The sequence below is a fragment of the Ectopseudomonas khazarica genome (assembly GCF_017915135.1).
Lineage (GTDB): Bacteria > Pseudomonadota > Gammaproteobacteria > Pseudomonadales > Pseudomonadaceae > Aquipseudomonas > Aquipseudomonas khazarica.
Genome location: NZ_CP068551.1, coordinates 4,764,838 through 4,779,624 on the forward strand (window position 1 = coordinate 4,764,838; position 14,787 = coordinate 4,779,624).

15 protein-coding genes are annotated in these 14,787 nt (G+C 64.5%); 9 read left to right on the forward strand and 6 right to left on the reverse strand.

Going from position 1 to position 14,787, the window contains the following annotated elements; all coding sequences use genetic code 11:
• Positions 1 to 93: 93 nt before the first annotated feature.
• The 3 genes from JLK41_RS22460 (at position 94) to JLK41_RS25590 (ending at position 1,731) form a co-directional block, all read left to right on the forward strand.
• Entirely contained in the window at positions 94 to 648 is a 555-nt protein-coding gene (locus JLK41_RS22460; RefSeq protein WP_210389867.1) for a YdeI/OmpD-associated family protein, read from the forward strand.
• Positions 649 to 797: 149 nt separating this feature from the next.
• Entirely contained in the window at positions 798 to 1,115 is a 318-nt protein-coding gene (locus JLK41_RS22465; RefSeq protein ID WP_210389869.1) for a hypothetical protein, read from the forward strand.
• A 94-nt stretch (positions 1,116 to 1,209) separates the two neighbouring features.
• On the forward strand, positions 1,210 to 1,731 hold the full coding sequence (locus tag JLK41_RS25590; protein WP_210389871.1) for a hypothetical protein: 522 nt from the start codon (positions 1,210 to 1,212) through the stop codon (positions 1,729 to 1,731).
• A gap of 379 nt (positions 1,732 to 2,110) precedes the next feature.
• On the opposite strand, the gene creC is transcribed toward JLK41_RS25590, so the two are convergent.
• From creC to rloA2, 5 genes are all read right to left on the reverse strand, one after another.
• Entirely contained in the window at positions 2,111 to 3,532 is a 1,422-nt protein-coding gene (gene creC, locus JLK41_RS22475) for a two-component system sensor histidine kinase CreC (protein WP_210389873.1), read from the reverse strand.
• A 143-nt stretch (positions 3,533 to 3,675) separates the two neighbouring features.
• Positions 3,676 to 4,356 (reverse strand): two-component system response regulator CreB, encoded by a 681-nt coding sequence (creB, locus tag JLK41_RS22480; RefSeq protein ID WP_037056312.1) that lies wholly within the window; start codon positions 4,354 to 4,356, stop codon positions 3,676 to 3,678.
• A 146-nt stretch (positions 4,357 to 4,502) separates the two neighbouring features.
• Positions 4,503 to 4,940: a CBS domain-containing protein gene (locus JLK41_RS22485; protein ID WP_037056309.1), complete on the reverse strand. Its 438-nt coding sequence runs from the start codon at positions 4,938 to 4,940 to the stop codon at positions 4,503 to 4,505.
• Positions 4,941 to 5,094: 154 nt separating this feature from the next.
• Entirely contained in the window at positions 5,095 to 7,125 is a 2,031-nt protein-coding gene (locus JLK41_RS22490) for a methyl-accepting chemotaxis protein (RefSeq protein ID WP_210389875.1), read from the reverse strand.
• Between the two features lie 162 nt (positions 7,126 to 7,287).
• Positions 7,288 to 7,800 (reverse strand): retropepsin-like aspartic peptidase RloA2, encoded by a 513-nt coding sequence (gene rloA2 / locus JLK41_RS22495; RefSeq protein WP_047591850.1) that lies wholly within the window; start codon positions 7,798 to 7,800, stop codon positions 7,288 to 7,290.
• A 182-nt stretch (positions 7,801 to 7,982) separates the two neighbouring features.
• Between rloA2 and JLK41_RS22500 the strand changes: the two genes are divergently transcribed.
• Entirely contained in the window at positions 7,983 to 8,930 is a 948-nt protein-coding gene (locus tag JLK41_RS22500; RefSeq protein WP_210389071.1) for an IS481 family transposase, read from the forward strand.
• On the opposite strand, the gene JLK41_RS22505 is transcribed toward JLK41_RS22500, so the two are convergent.
• Positions 8,927 to 10,165, reverse strand: a complete 1,239-nt coding sequence (locus JLK41_RS22505) for an HD-GYP domain-containing protein (protein WP_037056302.1) — start codon at positions 10,163 to 10,165, stop codon at positions 8,927 to 8,929. The two genes, JLK41_RS22500 and JLK41_RS22505, sit on opposite strands and share 4 nt — an antisense overlap.
• A gap of 161 nt (positions 10,166 to 10,326) precedes the next feature.
• On the opposite strand from JLK41_RS22505, the gene JLK41_RS22510 reads away from it, so the two are divergent.
• The 5 genes from JLK41_RS22510 to JLK41_RS22530 all read left to right on the forward strand — a co-directional run bounded on the left by JLK41_RS22510 (position 10,327) and on the right by JLK41_RS22530 (position 14,755).
• The gene (locus tag JLK41_RS22510) at positions 10,327 to 11,220 is read left to right on the forward strand and encodes an acyltransferase (RefSeq protein WP_047591848.1); all 894 of its coding nucleotides are present in this window, start codon (positions 10,327 to 10,329) and stop codon (positions 11,218 to 11,220) included.
• Positions 11,221 to 11,466: 246 nt separating this feature from the next.
• Complete coding sequence (locus tag JLK41_RS22515) at positions 11,467 to 12,375, forward strand: glutamate/aspartate ABC transporter substrate-binding protein (RefSeq protein ID WP_152489794.1); 909 nt, start codon at positions 11,467 to 11,469, stop codon at positions 12,373 to 12,375.
• A gap of 237 nt (positions 12,376 to 12,612) precedes the next feature.
• Complete coding sequence (locus tag JLK41_RS22520; protein WP_037056294.1) at positions 12,613 to 13,359, forward strand: amino acid ABC transporter permease; 747 nt, start codon at positions 12,613 to 12,615, stop codon at positions 13,357 to 13,359.
• Positions 13,356 to 14,024 carry an amino acid ABC transporter permease gene (locus JLK41_RS22525; protein ID WP_175252709.1) on the forward strand — a complete coding sequence of 223 codons (669 nt, stop codon included), beginning with the start codon at positions 13,356 to 13,358 and terminating at the stop codon, positions 14,022 to 14,024. Before JLK41_RS22520 ends, JLK41_RS22525 begins: the two co-directional genes overlap by 4 nt.
• The gene (locus JLK41_RS22530) at positions 14,021 to 14,755 is read left to right on the forward strand and encodes an amino acid ABC transporter ATP-binding protein (RefSeq protein WP_037056288.1); all 735 of its coding nucleotides are present in this window, start codon (positions 14,021 to 14,023) and stop codon (positions 14,753 to 14,755) included. Before JLK41_RS22525 ends, JLK41_RS22530 begins: the two co-directional genes overlap by 4 nt.
• Positions 14,756 to 14,787 lie beyond the last annotated feature (32 nt).

A 14,787-nucleotide genomic window follows, 5' to 3' on the forward strand; every position in this document is an offset into this window, starting at 1 on the left:
CATGACCCGGAAGGTCATCCATCGAGACCGCCCGCAGCCTGTGCGCCGTTGCGCGTGCATCCATGGCCAGGCGTACTGAACGGAGGGTTTGCCGTGACGACAGCCGATGTGAAATGCCGCTTCGAAGCAAGGCTTCTGCGCCCGGCAAAGCCTGCCGACGACAGGTCATGGACGTTCGTGGTACTGCCGAGGGAAGCCAGCGAACAGCTGCCAAGACGCGGCAGGACGACCGTTGCCGGCAGGCTCAATGGCCACCCGTTCCAGGCGACCCTTGAGCCGGATGGCCAACTGAGCCATTGGCTGCAGGTCAGCAGCGCCCTGCAGGAAGCCGCAGGCGCAGCCGCCGGGGATGTCGTGACACTGGAGCTCGCACCTGTCGCCAGTGAACCCGAACCCGAGATCCCGGCGGATCTGCAGGTGGCACTGGCAGCCATCCCTCGAGCCTGTGAAGTGTGGAACGCCACGACGACCATCGCGCGCGTAGACTGGATACACTGGATCACGTCAGCCAAGCAGCTCAAGACGCGCGAAAAGCGCATTGCCGATGCTTGCGACATGCTGGCATCCGGCAAGAAACGGGTCTGCTGCTTCGATCAGTCGGGTTACTACAGCAAGGCTTTCCGAGCACCCGAAGCGGAAGACTCCTGAATGACGAACGGCGTTGAAACGCCTGACACCTGAGTCGCTTCGCTCATCGAACCCTCCCCCTCCCCAGACACCATGGCCCTATGACCAATCCATACCAACCCCCTCAGTCGACCCTCGAAGGCGGGTCGGATCAGGGTGGCAGCGCCACCATGGCCATCCGCCTGATCGTGGGACTGATCTGTGCCTTTGTTGCAGCAGCGCTACCGATGCTGGTCATCCCTTCGTTTCAGCAGGTCTTCGACAGTTTCGGGGCCCAACTACCGCTGATGACGCAGCTCGCCCTGAGTTACCACCTGTGGCTCTGGGTGCTGCCGATATTGGTGATCGCGGCGTTCCTGTTCTGGCCCAAGGCCGAACGCCGGCCATTGGCCGCCTGCCTGACGGGCGTCATCGGCCTGACGCTGGCCAGCGTCGTCATGATCCTGGCGATGTACCTGCCCGTTTTCGCGCTGGGCCAGGCCATCTGAAGGGACCGGCAGGCGAGGCCATGGCACTACAGCAAACCCTGGATAGCGCCCACGCAGAACGTGGGCGCTATCGATACACGACGAAGGCGCCCGGATGGGCGCCTTCAGTCGAAGCGCAGTGAAGCGTCGATCAGGCAGTGCGACTGGCGCCCACTCGCTCGGCACCGCCCTCAGCGACACGATTGGCACCGACGCGATCAGCGCCATCTTCGGCGACACGAAAGCGCTCGAGAGTGCGCTCGGCCCCGCCTTCTGCAATGCGATTGACACCTACGCGCTCGGCACCGCCCTCGGCGACACGATCAGCACCGACGCGATCAGCGCCATCTTCAGCGACACGGAAGCGCTCGAGAGTACGTTCGGCCCCGCCTTCTGCAATGCGGTTGACGCCTACGCGCTCGGCGCCGCCCTCGGCGACACGAAAGCGCTCGAGGGTGCGCTCGGCGCCCCCTTCGGCCACTCGGTCCGCACCCACGCGGTCAGCGCCGTCTGCAGCGACGACAGGGGCAGCGACGGACTGAACAGAAATCTGCGGCGCGGCGAAAGCGCTGGCGGAAAGTGCGGCGATAACGAGGCTGGCGAGGATTTGCTTTTTCATGATCAGGCTCCTGGATGAGGCTGGAAAGTGAGTACGGAACCTATGCTACTCGCATGAAATCGATTGAACAGCGCAAATAAACGAAGTAATGAATCGAATAAATAGATATTTATTCAAACAAGCAGGACACATCAGCGGCGAACCGCGTCAGTCATCGGTCGTTGAACGAATCGCTCCACGCGCCATCCGGGGTCGAGGGGCGCGACACTGCAGCGCTGGCAGACCGGATGTCGTCAGTAGCGAAGCAGGTTGCATGCGGGCGCTGTCAGGCACCGTCCCGTGGGAGACGCTTCAGTCGCGTAGGGTGGACAACGCGAAGCTTGTCCACCCTGCCTGGCTTGAGCGCAGCGAAAATTGGAAACCAACAGATGATGGGGTTCGCGTTGCGCTACCCATCCTATGTGGGCAGCGTCAGGCGTACTTCTACGCCCCCCTCGACGTTACCGACCTGCAGCTCGCCGCCATGCAGTTCGGCCACCTCCTGGACGAAGTTGAGGCCAAGCCCCGTGCTCTTGCGCCCGCCATTGGGGCGCGGCAGGGAGTAGAAGCGTTCGGTCAGGCGTGCCAGCGCGTAATCGGGGATGGCTTCGCCCTGGTTGAACAGGCGCAGCACGACACCGTCGCCCCGGCGTTCGGCGGCGATACGGATGCGCCCGCCGGGTGGCGTGAAGTCCAGGGCATTGTCCAGCAGGTTGGCCAGCGCCTGACGCAACAGGAAGCGCTCGCCCCGCAGGCTGAGGCCCGCCGGCAGCGCCTCTTCGACCCGCAGACCGGCGGCGGTGATACGTGCCTGCTGTGCCTGCAGCAGCTCGTCGACCAGAGCCCCCAGCGCGACCGTCACGCGCTCCTCCAGCCCCTGGCGCTGCTCCACCTGGGCCAGATGCAGCAAGCGTTCGATGAGGTTCTGCAGACGTGCGCTTTCCTGCTGGATATTGGCCACGAAGCGCTGGCGCTGCTCCACCGGCATGTCGCCCTCGAGCAGTTCGGCGGCGCCCCGGATGGCGGCCAGCGGGCTCTTCAGCTCATGCGTCAGGGTGTGCACGTAGCGCTCGACGTAGGCCTTGCCCTCCAGCTCGGTGCGCATGCGTTCGACTGCCACGGCCAGTTGCCCCAGTTCGCCACCCCGCACCTGCGGCGCCTCGGCGCGCTGCCCCTCGCTGACCGCCTGGGCATAGCGCGTCAGCTTACCCAGTGCGGCGCTGAGCCACCAGGACAGCGCCGCGCCAATCAGCAGACCGAGGCCGATCAGGCCGGCGCCGAGCCAGGCCAGGCGGTTCTGCGAGCGCTCGATGTAGGGTTGCAGGGTGCGGTTGGGCTTGGCCACCGAGACCACGCCGATGATCCGCTCGCCATCCTTGATCGGCGCCGCCACGTACATGACCGACGAATCGGGGTCGTTCGGGTCTTCGCGGGTGGAACGGGCACCGTACTGGCCGCGCAGGGTCAGCAGCACATCGTTCCAGCGCGAATAGTCCTGACCGACCGCCTGGCCCGCTGAGTCGAGCAGGACGATGCCCTGGCCGTCGGTGACGTAGATGCGGTGGTTGACCTCGGCCTTGGTCAGTCCCCAGATGGTCGCCTGCGGCTGGCGCCGGCCATAGGCCTCCAGTGCCTCCGGCAGGCGGCCCTGGCCGAGGGTACCGGCCTTGACCTCGTCACGCAGGATTTCCGCCAGCAGGTTGGCGGTATCGACCAGGGTCTCCTCGGTGCTCTGGCGCACGCCGGGACGAATCTCGTCCATCACCGTGCTGAGCACGAACCAGCCCGCCAGGCCGACGAAGAGGAAGTAGACGAGGAAGATGCGAACGCCCAACGGCATGGTAGGAGCCTCTCTACGGTCTCGCGAACTGGAGGGAAAGGGTGATGCAAACGCCCGAGGACGCGGAGTTTACAAGGGTGAACGAGCATTCCGAAGGCATCTGCAACGCCGCTCGACCGGGCCTGGCAGATCGAGGAAAGGCGCTAGGCCGCCGGCTCGAAACTGTAGCCCAGGCCACGATGGGTCTGGATCGGCTCCTCGGTGGCGGCAACGCTGCGCAGCTTGGCCCGCAGGCTCTTGATGTGACTGTCGATGTTGCGCTCGTAACCGGCCTCGCTGGGCACGCCGAGCGCGTCGAGCAGCTGTTCGCGGGAGAACACTCGCCCCGGCTGGCCGAGCAAGGTGCGCAACAGGCGAAACTCGTGGCGGGTCAGGCTCAGCGCCTGGCCGTGGTAGTGGATGCGAAAGGCTGCGTCGTCGATCTGGAAAACGCCTGGCGCGACGCTCTCCGTGGTTTCGCGCGGCACCATGCGCCTGAGGATGACCTTGACCCTGGCGGCCACCTCGCGCGGGCTGAAGGGCTTGACCACATAGTCGTCGGCGCCGATCTCCAGGCCCACCACGCGATCGATCTCTTCACTGCGCGCGGTGAGGAAGATCACCGGCACCTCGGAAAAGCGCCGCAGGCGTTTGCACACCTCGAAGCCGCTGATATCCGGCAGGCCGACGTCGAGGATGGCCAGGTCGAAGCGACCGCTCTCCAGCAGGCTCAGCGCCTCGCTGCCGAGGCTCGACCAGTGAGTGGTGAAGCCTTCGGCCTGCAGGGCATAGACCAGGGTGTCGGCAATCGCGGCTTCGTCTTCGACTATGAGTATCTGCGGCATCGGGCGTCCTGCACCTGGGGTTCGACGGCAGGAGACTGCCGAGGGCGGCGGCGGGCGTCAAGCGCAGGCGGGGGCAACCCGCCGGGACGCCGTTGACGGGCTGCAACTGCCATGGGATGGGGGCACCGCGACGCGCTCGGGCAGGCTCAGTGCTCGCCGCGAATGTACTGTTCCAGCTGGCGAATCAGGTCGGCCTGTTCGGCGATGGTTTCCTTGACCAGGTCACCGATGGAGAGCAGGCCGATCAGCTCGCCCTCGGCCAGCACCGGCAGGTGGCGCAGGCGGCGCTCGGTCATCAGCTCCATGCAGTGCTGCAGGCTGTCGCGCGGGCCGACGCTGATCACGTCGCGGGTCATGATTTCGCTGACCTTGGCCGCCAGCATGGAGCGCTCGGCCAGGGCCACCTTGCGCACGTAGTCGCGCTCGCTGACGATGCCCACCAGCCGCCCGCCAGACAGCACCACCAGGGCGCCGATGCCCTTCTCGGACATGATGCGCAGGCCATCGAGCAGGGAGTCGTCGGCATCGATGCTGTAAAGAAGGGCGTTCGACTTGGTTCTGAGGACTTCGGCGACCGTTTTCATGCTGGGGCTCCGTGTGGTTTGCATTGTTTTTAGCAGAGTTGGCCAGCCAGGTCAGCTCAGGAACTACACGAAAGATCGCCGAATGCCGTTCAGGCCGGCCAGAACAGGCGAGGAACGGGCCGGGCTGGCGCTCCGGCCCGGCTCCGGCGCCGCCTCAGTCGAGGCTGAAACGCCCGGTATTCTGCGCCAGCCCTTCGCTGCCCCGGCGCAACTGCTCGGCCGCGCTGCTGACGGCCTGGGCGCCATCGAGCAACTGCCCTGCGGCCTGATCGACCTGCTGGATGTTGCCGCTGACCTCATCGGCCGTGGCGGCCTGCTGCTCAGCCGCCGTGGCGATCTGCGCCAGGCGGTCGCTGACCCGCTGCACGGAATCGACGATGTTCTGCAGCTCGTCACCCATGGCCAGCACGCTGCCGATATCGCCGTCGGCCTGGGAGCAGGCGTCCTCCATCAGCGTGACCGACTGGCCGACCACGCGTTGCAGGTTGTCCACGGTCTGGGCGATCTCCTGGGTCGAGTCCTGGGTGCGCTTGGACAACGAGCGAACCTCGTCGGCGACCACGGCGAACCCGCGTCCCGCCTCGCCGGCGCGGGCGGCCTCGATGGCGGCGTTGAGCGCCAGCAGGTTGGTCTGTTCGGCGATGCCCTTGATCACCTCGACCACCCGGTTGATCTGCTGCGTCTGCTCACGCAGCTCCTGCAACGCCGCGGCGCTGTCGCCCAGGCGGCTGCTGAGCTGGCGCATGCTGGCGCTGGTGCGCTCGCTGCGCTGGTTGCTGCTCAGCGCCACCTCGCGGGTCTGCTGCGCTTCCACGGCCGCCTGCTCGCAGCTTTGCGCCACGCTCTGCGCGGTGGCGGCCATCTGCGTGGCGGCGGTGGCGATCTGGCTCATCTGCGCCTGTTGCTGTTCGACGGCGTCCAGCGCGTGCTGGGCCTGGCCACCGAGCAGCTGCACCGTGCTGTCGAGCTGCTGACTCTCGCGGTTGACCCCTTGCAGCGAGTCGCGCATCTGCTCGACGGCAATGTTCAATGCCTGGGCGATGGCCGCCAGATCGTCGCGTCCGTTCACTTCCATGCGCACGCGCAGGTCACCGTCACGCAGGCCACGCGCGGCTTCGATGATGTTGCCGGTGCTGATGCGAATCGAAGCGTTCAGGCACAGCATCACGTACATCGCCAGCAGGGTGAGCAGGACGAACGCACCGACCACCTCGATCATCGTGTTCAGCGCCCGTTGCCGATAGCCACCGAGGCTGACGGAGAACTGCTGATAGATCGCCTGCTGCAAGTCCTGCAGCTGCACTTGCAGGGTTTCGACACGCTGGATGAACTGCTCGGGCGTCAGCGCCATGGGGCTGGCCTCGAACATGTCGCGGTCGATCTGGGCAAGAAAATCGTCGAAGGCCTTGAGCGAGGCGTCGAAGGGCCCGCTCAGCTGGCGCATGGCCTGCGGGGCCTCGCGTGACAGGGTGGTCTGCGCCTTGACCAGCTGCGCCTGCTGCTCGTCCAGACTGCGGCGCAGGTCGCGGATCAGCACCCGGCTCTGCAGGGTGAAATGCTGCGAGACCACGGCGCCATGCCCCTGCGCGGCGAAGGTGCCGAGCTGCTCGAGCAGGCGCGGCATGATGTAGGTGATCTGCTCCATCATCAGGTAGGTGTCGAGATTCGGATCGAGAATCAGGGCACTGTCGGTCGCCACCTGCTCGCGCAGTGCGATCAGATGCAGCAGGGTCTTCTGGTAGCGCTCCAGCGCATCGGGCAGCGCCACCTTTTTCAGCGCCTCCGCACGCAGGCTGTCGCGCTCGCCCTGCAGGGCCTGGAAGTGCTCGCGCGCCTGGGCGCTGATCAACGCGCTCTGCAGCGGCTCGGCCGCCTGCTCCAGCGCTGCATCGAGCTGCGCTTCACGCTGGCGCAGCTGCCCTTCGGCGGCGTCTTCGGTACCCTTCCAGCGGGCGAACAGGGTGCGCTGGGCGATCAGTTCCTGCTGCACCTTGGCCATGCGCTCGAGCGCCTGCGCGCCCTCGACCTCGCGGTCGACGAAATCCAGGCGCGAGAGGGAATCGCTGCTGATCACCCAGAGCGCATAGCCCAACGGCAATGCGAACAACAGGAACACCAGCTGGAACTTGTGGGCAAAACTGAAACGCTGCAGCAGCCGAACACCCGGCTTGAGTACTCCCGTCATAACGACACCTCAGTGACCTAATGGGCCTACAGGCCTGGCAAACGATTGCAGGTAGCAAGAAGCAGGCCTGGCGCCCCTTGGCGCGAGGAAGTCGTTACAGGGCACTCCGAATGAGTGTAATGGCCAATGGGAATCAGCCTTTGCCGAAATGCGACAATTAACTCAGCATTGGGGACGGTCGCGGGTATATCGCTCGGCCGGGTCCACCGCTGCACCAAGATCGCGCATGGCGCTGGCGCCGATCAGCAGCGGGTAGCTGAAGGTACGTCGATCGGTCAGGTTGATCTCGATGATGTGCTCCTCGTCGCCCAGGCAGATCGGCATCTCGATCACCGGTCGCTGCGAGTAGGCGACGTCCTGCGTACCGGCTTCGCCGCCTTCCTCGGCGCGCTTCTTGATCTCGGCGATGCGCACCAGCGGATGTTCGTACAGGGTGTCGTCGGCACCGTCCACGGCCAGACGGAAGCGCACCCAGTCCTGGCCGTCGCGGGTGAAGGGTTCGATGTCCTTGGCGGACAGCGAGGCGGTCATGGCGCCCGTGTCCATCTTGGCCTTGAGGGTCTTGCCCAGGTCCGGGAGCTTGATCAGTTCGTAGCGACCGTAGAGATCGGGTTGCTGGTTGGCCATGGCCGGCAGACTGATGGCGGCGGCCAGCAGGAGCAGAGCATATTTCAAGGGTCGGTCCTCTCGTTTGCGGTGACCGAATCTACGACTGCCCTGCCCGGGCCATGTTCCCCGCCAAGCGTTACCGCATGCTACATCCTCAGGCGCTAGCTGTGATCTCTCAGTAGGTTGTTCATCCGGGGCATTCCCGGAATTCTGGAAGCGCGACCAACACAGCCTTCCAGGAGCCCCGGATGAACCTGCATAAACATGCCCGTCTTACCCCGCGAGGTCGAGCCCTTCTCGTGCAGCGCATGCTCAACGGTCTGCGAGTCGAAGATGCGGCACAAGCCGCTGGCGTCAGTGTGCGTACAGCCTACAAGTGGCTCAAACGCTTTCGTGAGGAAGGTGAGATTGGCCTGATGGATCGTTCATCACGTCCGCACTCATGCCCCCATGCCACGGCAATCGCTCTGGTCGAGCAACTGATCGAGCTACGTCGCTCTCGCAAGACTTACCGGCAGATCGCTCAGATACTCGGCCTGGCCGTCAGTACCGTGGCCCGCCGCCTCAAGCAGGCCGGCTTTCATCGGCTGGCTGAGCTGGAACCCGCTCCTGTGGTGGTGCGTTATGAATACGCCAATCCTGGCGATCTCCTGCACTTGGACATCAAGAAGCTTGGCCGCTTCTGGAAACCCGGGCATCGAGTCACTGGCGACCGTCAGCAGTGCTCCGACGGCGCCGGCTGGGAGTTCATGCACGTGGCTATCGACGATGCGTCCCGACTGGCGTTCACCAGCCTGCATCCAGATGAGCGCGGCAGCAGCGCCTGCCGGGCCTTGCTGCAAGCACTGCGCTACTACCGCGGGCTGAACATCTGCTTTCGGCGCGTCATGACAGACAACGGCGCCTGTTATCGGTCCCGGGCGTTTCAACGGTTGTGTGCTCGACTCAGGCTGAAACACATCCGTACCAAGCCCTATACGCCACGCACCAACGGTAAGGCCGAGCGCTTCATCCAAACGAGCCTGCGTGAATGGGCCTATGCCCGTAGCTACGACACTTCACAGCAGCGAGCAGCGCACCTGCTGCCCTGGCTGCATCACTACAACTGGCACCGACTGCACGCCAGCCTCGGATACCTGCCCCCGATCAGCAGAGCACCGCTTCCACTGAACAACGTACTGGGTTTACACAGCTAGCGCCCACGGCCTTCCAGCTCCATCCCGGTCCACAGCTCGTCGAGGCGCTCGAAGCCCCACTCCTCGGCGGACTCGCGCCCGACGATACGGTCCTGATCGGTGATCTTGCTCAGATCGACGACGCTCTGCGGCAGCGGCACGCGCGACTTGGCCGAGAAGAACACCTTGACCCTGGGCGCCAGCAACGCCTTGGGGTTCTGCTCCATGACCACGGCCAGGCGGCCGCTCTGCAGGCGCACCAGCGCGCCGACCGGGTAGATGCCGACGGTCTTGACGAAGGCCTGGAACACCAGCTCGTCGAAGTGGCCCTTCCACTCGGCCATCTTGCGGATCGACTCCGCCGGGTCCCAGCCCGCCTTGTACGGACGGTTCGAGGTGATGGCGTCGTACACGTCGCACACCGCGCCCATCTTCGCCAGCAGGCTGATCTGCTCGCCCTGCAGGCGATGGGGGTAGCCACTGCCGTCGATCTTCTCGTGGTGGTGCAGGCAGACATCCAGCACCAGCGCGCTGACCTGCTTGCTGGCGATGAGGATGTTGCCGCCCTCCTCCGGGTGCTTGCGCACGGCGGCGAACTCGCCGTCGGTGAGCTTGCCGGGCTTGTCCAGCAGGTCCTGCGGCACCGCCATCTTGCCGATGTCGTGCAGCAGGCCTGCCAGCCCCGCCTCGCGCACGGCCGCCTCGGGCAGGCCGAGCTGACGGGCCAGCGCGATCATCAGCGCACACACCGCGACCGAGTGCATGTAGGTGTATTCGTTGCTGTGCTTGAGCCGCGCCAGGCTGATCAGCGCATTGGGGTGGCGCATCACCGACTGGGAGATCTCCTCCACCAGCGACTCGGCCTGATCGAACTGCAGCGCCTGGCCCATGCGTGCATCGCTGAACATGTCCACCACTGCCTGCTTGGAGCGCGCGCACAGCTTGACCGCCTGCTCCAGCTCCTGTTCCATCGACAGGTTCCTGACCTTGGGTGGCTCGATGGCAGCCAGCAGGCGGGCCTGTGCCTCGCATTCGACCTCAGCCTCGGTGGCGGCCTGCACACCGGCGGCGACGTCAGCCCCCTTGCTGACGTCGATCCACAGTTCGCTGATCGCGCTGTCGCGAATGCGTGCGAGATCCTTTTCGGAGTTGAGGACGAACTTGGATTTCCAGAAGGGGTGATCCATCCACGAACCACAGAATTCCTGAATGAACATTCCGACACGAAGATCGGTGACGGCGATCCGTTTGAGCATGGCATGTACCGAAAGATGAGAATGCCTTCCCTGACTAGGCTACTTCCGATGAGGCTCATGGGTATATAGCCTCTCAACTGGCAATAGGCCAGTCAGCAGCGCTTTGAGCAAAGCGTCGCGCTTGCATAAGATGGCCGTTCACCGCCTGCCATGGAGTCGACATGCGCCCCCTGCTGACCGGCCTTGCGAACGTCGTTCTGCTACTCGCCAACACCCTGATCCTGATCGGTCCGTTGCTGCTGATTGCGCTGGGCAAATTCCTGCTGCCCGGCCAGGTCGCGCGCGACGCCTGCTCGCGCGGCGTGATGTGGGTCGCCGAGTTCTGGGCCGAGAACTGCAAGCGCATCTTCGCCCTGCTGACCCCGACCCGCTGGGACATTCGCGGCAATGCCGAGTTGCGCCAGGACTGCTCCTACCTGGTGATCAGCAACCATCAGTCCTGGGTCGACATCCCCGCGCTGGTCCAGGCGTTCAACCGCAAGACGCCCTACTTCAAGTTCTTCCTCAAGCAGGAGCTGATCTGGGTGCCGTTCCTTGGCCTGGCCTTCTGGGCGCTGGATTACCCCTTCATGAAGCGCTATTCCAGGGCGTTCCTGGAGAAGAACCCGCACATGAAGGGCAAGGACCTGGAGATCACCAAGGCGGCCTGCGAGAAGTTCAAGCGCCTGCCCGTCACCGTGGTCAACTACCTGGAAGGCACCCGTTTCACCCCGGCCAAGCAGGCGCAGCAGCAGTCGCCGTACCGCTATCTGCTCAAGCCCAAGGCGGGTGGCGTGGCCTTCGTCCTCGCCGCTCTGGGCGAGCAGCTGGACGCCGTGCTGGACGTGACCCTGGTCTACCCCGACCAGCAGGTGCCAGGCTTCTGGGACCTGCTCAGCGGCCAGGTCGCGAAGGTCATCGTCGACATCCGCACGCTGCCTCTCGACCCCACGCTGTGCCGCGGCGACTACGAGAACGACCCCGCCTTCCGCCAGCAGATGCAGGACTGGGTGTCCGCACTGTGGCAGGCCAAGGACGCGCGCATCGCCGACCTGCGCCACGACGCCCAGCCATGACCGGCTTGTCGTTCGGTTTTCCGAATGCCGCGCAGCGCGATGGTCGGAAGGTCGAACGAACAGGCATCTCGCCCCGCTCGGGCAATAAATTTAATTTCTTTAAAATCAATCACTTGAAATAAATACAAGGTCCTCGAAAGCGCTGGCATGCAACCTGCTCAAGTCCCCCTCAGGAATGCGATAGACCTTCCGTGAGCAAAGTGGCGTGAGCACGCCATCACAACAACAATACCGAGGACTCGATTCATGCGTACCTTCCACCGTGTACTGAGCGTGGCCGTCGCTGCAGCCATTCTCTCCACTCCGGCCATCGCAGAGGAGCTGACCGGCACCCTGAAGAAGATCAAGGACACCGGCACCATCACCCTGGGCCACCGCGACTCCTCCATCCCCTTCTCCTACTTCGGCGACAACTCGCGCAAACCCATCGGCTACTCCCACGATCTGCAACTGAAAGTGGTCGAGGCGCTGAAACAGGAACTGGGCCTGCCTGACCTCAAGGTACGCTACAACCTGGTGACTTCGCAGACCCGTATTCCCCTGGTGCAGAACGGCACCGTCGACCTGGAATGCGGCTCCACCACCAACAACGTCGAGCGCCAGCAGCAGGTCGACTTCTCGGTCGGCATCTTCGAGGTCGGCACCCGCCTGCTGGCCAGGAACAGCAGCGGCATCAAGGATTTCGGCGACCTCAAGGGCAAGAACGTGGTGACCACCGCCGGTACCACCTCCGAGCGCCTGATCAAGTCGATGAATGCCGAGAAGCAGATGGGCATGAACGTGATCTCGGCCAAGGACCACGGGGAGTCCTTCCTGATGCTCGAGTCCAACCGCGCCGTGGCCTTCATGATGGACGACGCCCTGCTCGCCGGCGAGATGGCCAAGGCCAAGAAGCCTGACGACTGGAGCGTGGTCGGCACGCCGCAGTCCTTCGAGGTCTACGGCTGCATGCTGCGCAAGGGCGACGAGGCCTTCAAGAAGGTGGTCGACAAGGCCATCAGCGACACCTTCGCTTCCGGCGAGATCAACGAGATCTACGCCAAGTGGTTCCAGCAGCCCGTCCCACCGAAGGGCCTGAACCTGAATTTCCCCATGAGCGACGAGCTGAAGCAGCTGATCGCCAACCCGACCGACAAATCCGCAGAACAGATTTGACGGTGATGCGCCGCCACGCTCACGAGGCGTGACGGCGCGGGGACTCCGGGGAGGCCTGCGGCCTCCCCAACCTAATTCCTGACGAAGCCGAGACCATCCGCCCACGCGGATACGGGGAACTGTCGCCCGCTTTCGCGCTTCGCCAACGTATTCACGATCTCGCCAGCGAGCATCTGCCTTCGACACAGCAGAGCCGACGCGCAGCAGATCGTTTCCTCAGCAGAGGGGAAAGTTGCAATGAATTACAACTGGGACTGGGGCATCTACTTCAAGTCCACCGGCATCGGCAGCGAGACCTACCTGGACTGGTTCGTCACCGGCCTGGGCTGGACCATCGCCATCGCCCTGGCAGGCTGGCTGATCGCCCTGGCGCTCGGCGCGCTGCTCGGCGTCATGCGTACCCTGCCGAACCGCTGGCTGTCCGGCCTGGCCACCGCCTACGTGGAAATCTTCCGCAACGTGCCGCTGCTGGTGCAGCTGTTCCTCTGGTACTTCCTGGTGCCGGACCTGCTGCCGGAACCCCTGGAGCTGTGGTTCAAGCAGGACCTCAACCCGGCCACCTCGGCCTATCTCTCGGTCGTCGTGTGCCTCGGCCTGTTCACCGCGGCGCGGGTCTGCGAACAGGTGCGCACCGGTATCCAGGCATTGCCCAGGGGCCAGCTGGCCGCCGGCTACGCGCTGGGTTTCCGCCTGCCGCAGATCTACCGGGACGTGCTGCTGCCACAGGCGTTTCGCATCATCATCCCGCCGCTGACCAGTGAATTCCTCAACATCTTCAAGAACTCCTCGGTGGCCTCGCTGATCGGCCTGATGGAACTGCTGGCGCAGACCAAGCAGACCGCCGAGTTCAGCGCCAACCTGTTCGAGGCCTTCACCCTGGCCACGCTGATCTACTTCACCCTGAACATGAGCCTGATGCTGCTGATGCGCCTGATCGAGAAGAAGGTCGCGGTGCCGGGCCTGATTTCCGTAGGAGGCAAGTGATGGACTTCAGCCAGATCGTTCCGGCGCTGCCGGGGCTGTGGGAAGGCATGCTGATCACCCTGCAGCTGATGGTCCTCGGCGTGCTCGGCGGCGTGGTGCTGGGCACCCTGCTGGCCCTGATGCGCCTGTCGCACAGCCGGCTGCTGGCGAACATCGCCGCCACCTACGTCAACTACTTCCGCTCGATCCCGCTGCTGCTGGTGGTCACCTGGTTCTACTTCGCGGTGCCCTTCATCCTGCGCTGGATCACCGGCGAGGACACGCCGGTCGGGGCGTTCAGCTCCTGCCTGGTGGCCTTCGTGATGTTCGAGGCCGCCTACTTCTGCGAGATCGTCCGCGCCGGCATCCAGGCCATCCCCAAGGGCCAGATGGGCGCCGCCTCGGCGCTGGGCATGAGCTACGCGCAGAGCATGCGCCTGATCATCCTGCCGCAGGCCTTCCGCAAGATGACCCCGCTGCTGCTGCAGCAGAGCATCATCCTCTTCCAGGACACCTCGCTGGTGTACACCGTGGGCCTGATGGACTTCCTCAACGCCGCCCGCTCGCGTGGCGACATCATCGGCCAGCCCCACGAGTTTCTGATTTTCGCCGGCCTGGTCTACTTCACCGTCAGCTTCGCCGCCTCGCAACTGGTCAAGCTTCTGCAGAAAAGGTTAGCCGTATGATTGCCATCAAGAACGTCAACAAGTGGTACGGGGACTTCCAGGTGCTGACCGAGTGCAGCACAGAAGTGAAGAAGGGCGAAGTGGTCGTGGTCTGTGGCCCGTCGGGTTCGGGCAAGTCGACCCTGATCAAGTGCGTCAACGCGCTGGAGCCCTTCCAGCAGGGTGACATCGTGGTCGACGGCACCTCCATCGCCGACAAGAAGACCAACCTGCCAAGGCTGCGCTCGCGCGTCGGCATGGTGTTCCAGCACTTCGAGCTGTTCCCGCACCTGTCGATCACCGAGAACCTCACCATCGCCCAGGTCAAGGTGCTCGGCCGCAGCAAGGACGAGGCCACCGAGAAGGGCCTGGCCCTGCTCGACCGCGTCGGCCTCGCCGCCCACGCGCACAAGCACCCGGGCCAGCTCTCCGGCGGCCAGCAGCAGCGTGTGGCGATCGCCCGTGCGCTGGCCATGGACCCGGTGGTGATGCTGTTCGACGAACCCACCTCGGCGCTCGACCCGGAGATGGTCAACGAGGTGCTCGACGTGATGGTGCAGCTGGCCCAGGAAGGCATGACCATGATGTGCGTGACCCACGAGATGGGCTTCGCACGCAAGGTCGCCGACCGGGTGATCTTCATGGACCGCGGGCAGATCGTCGAGGACTGCGCCAAGGAAGAGTTCTTCGGCGACATCAATGCCCGCTCCGAACGCGCGCAGCAGTTCCTGGCGAAGATCCTCCAGCACTGAGCGCCCACGGACGCCGCCGGGTGCGCACGCCG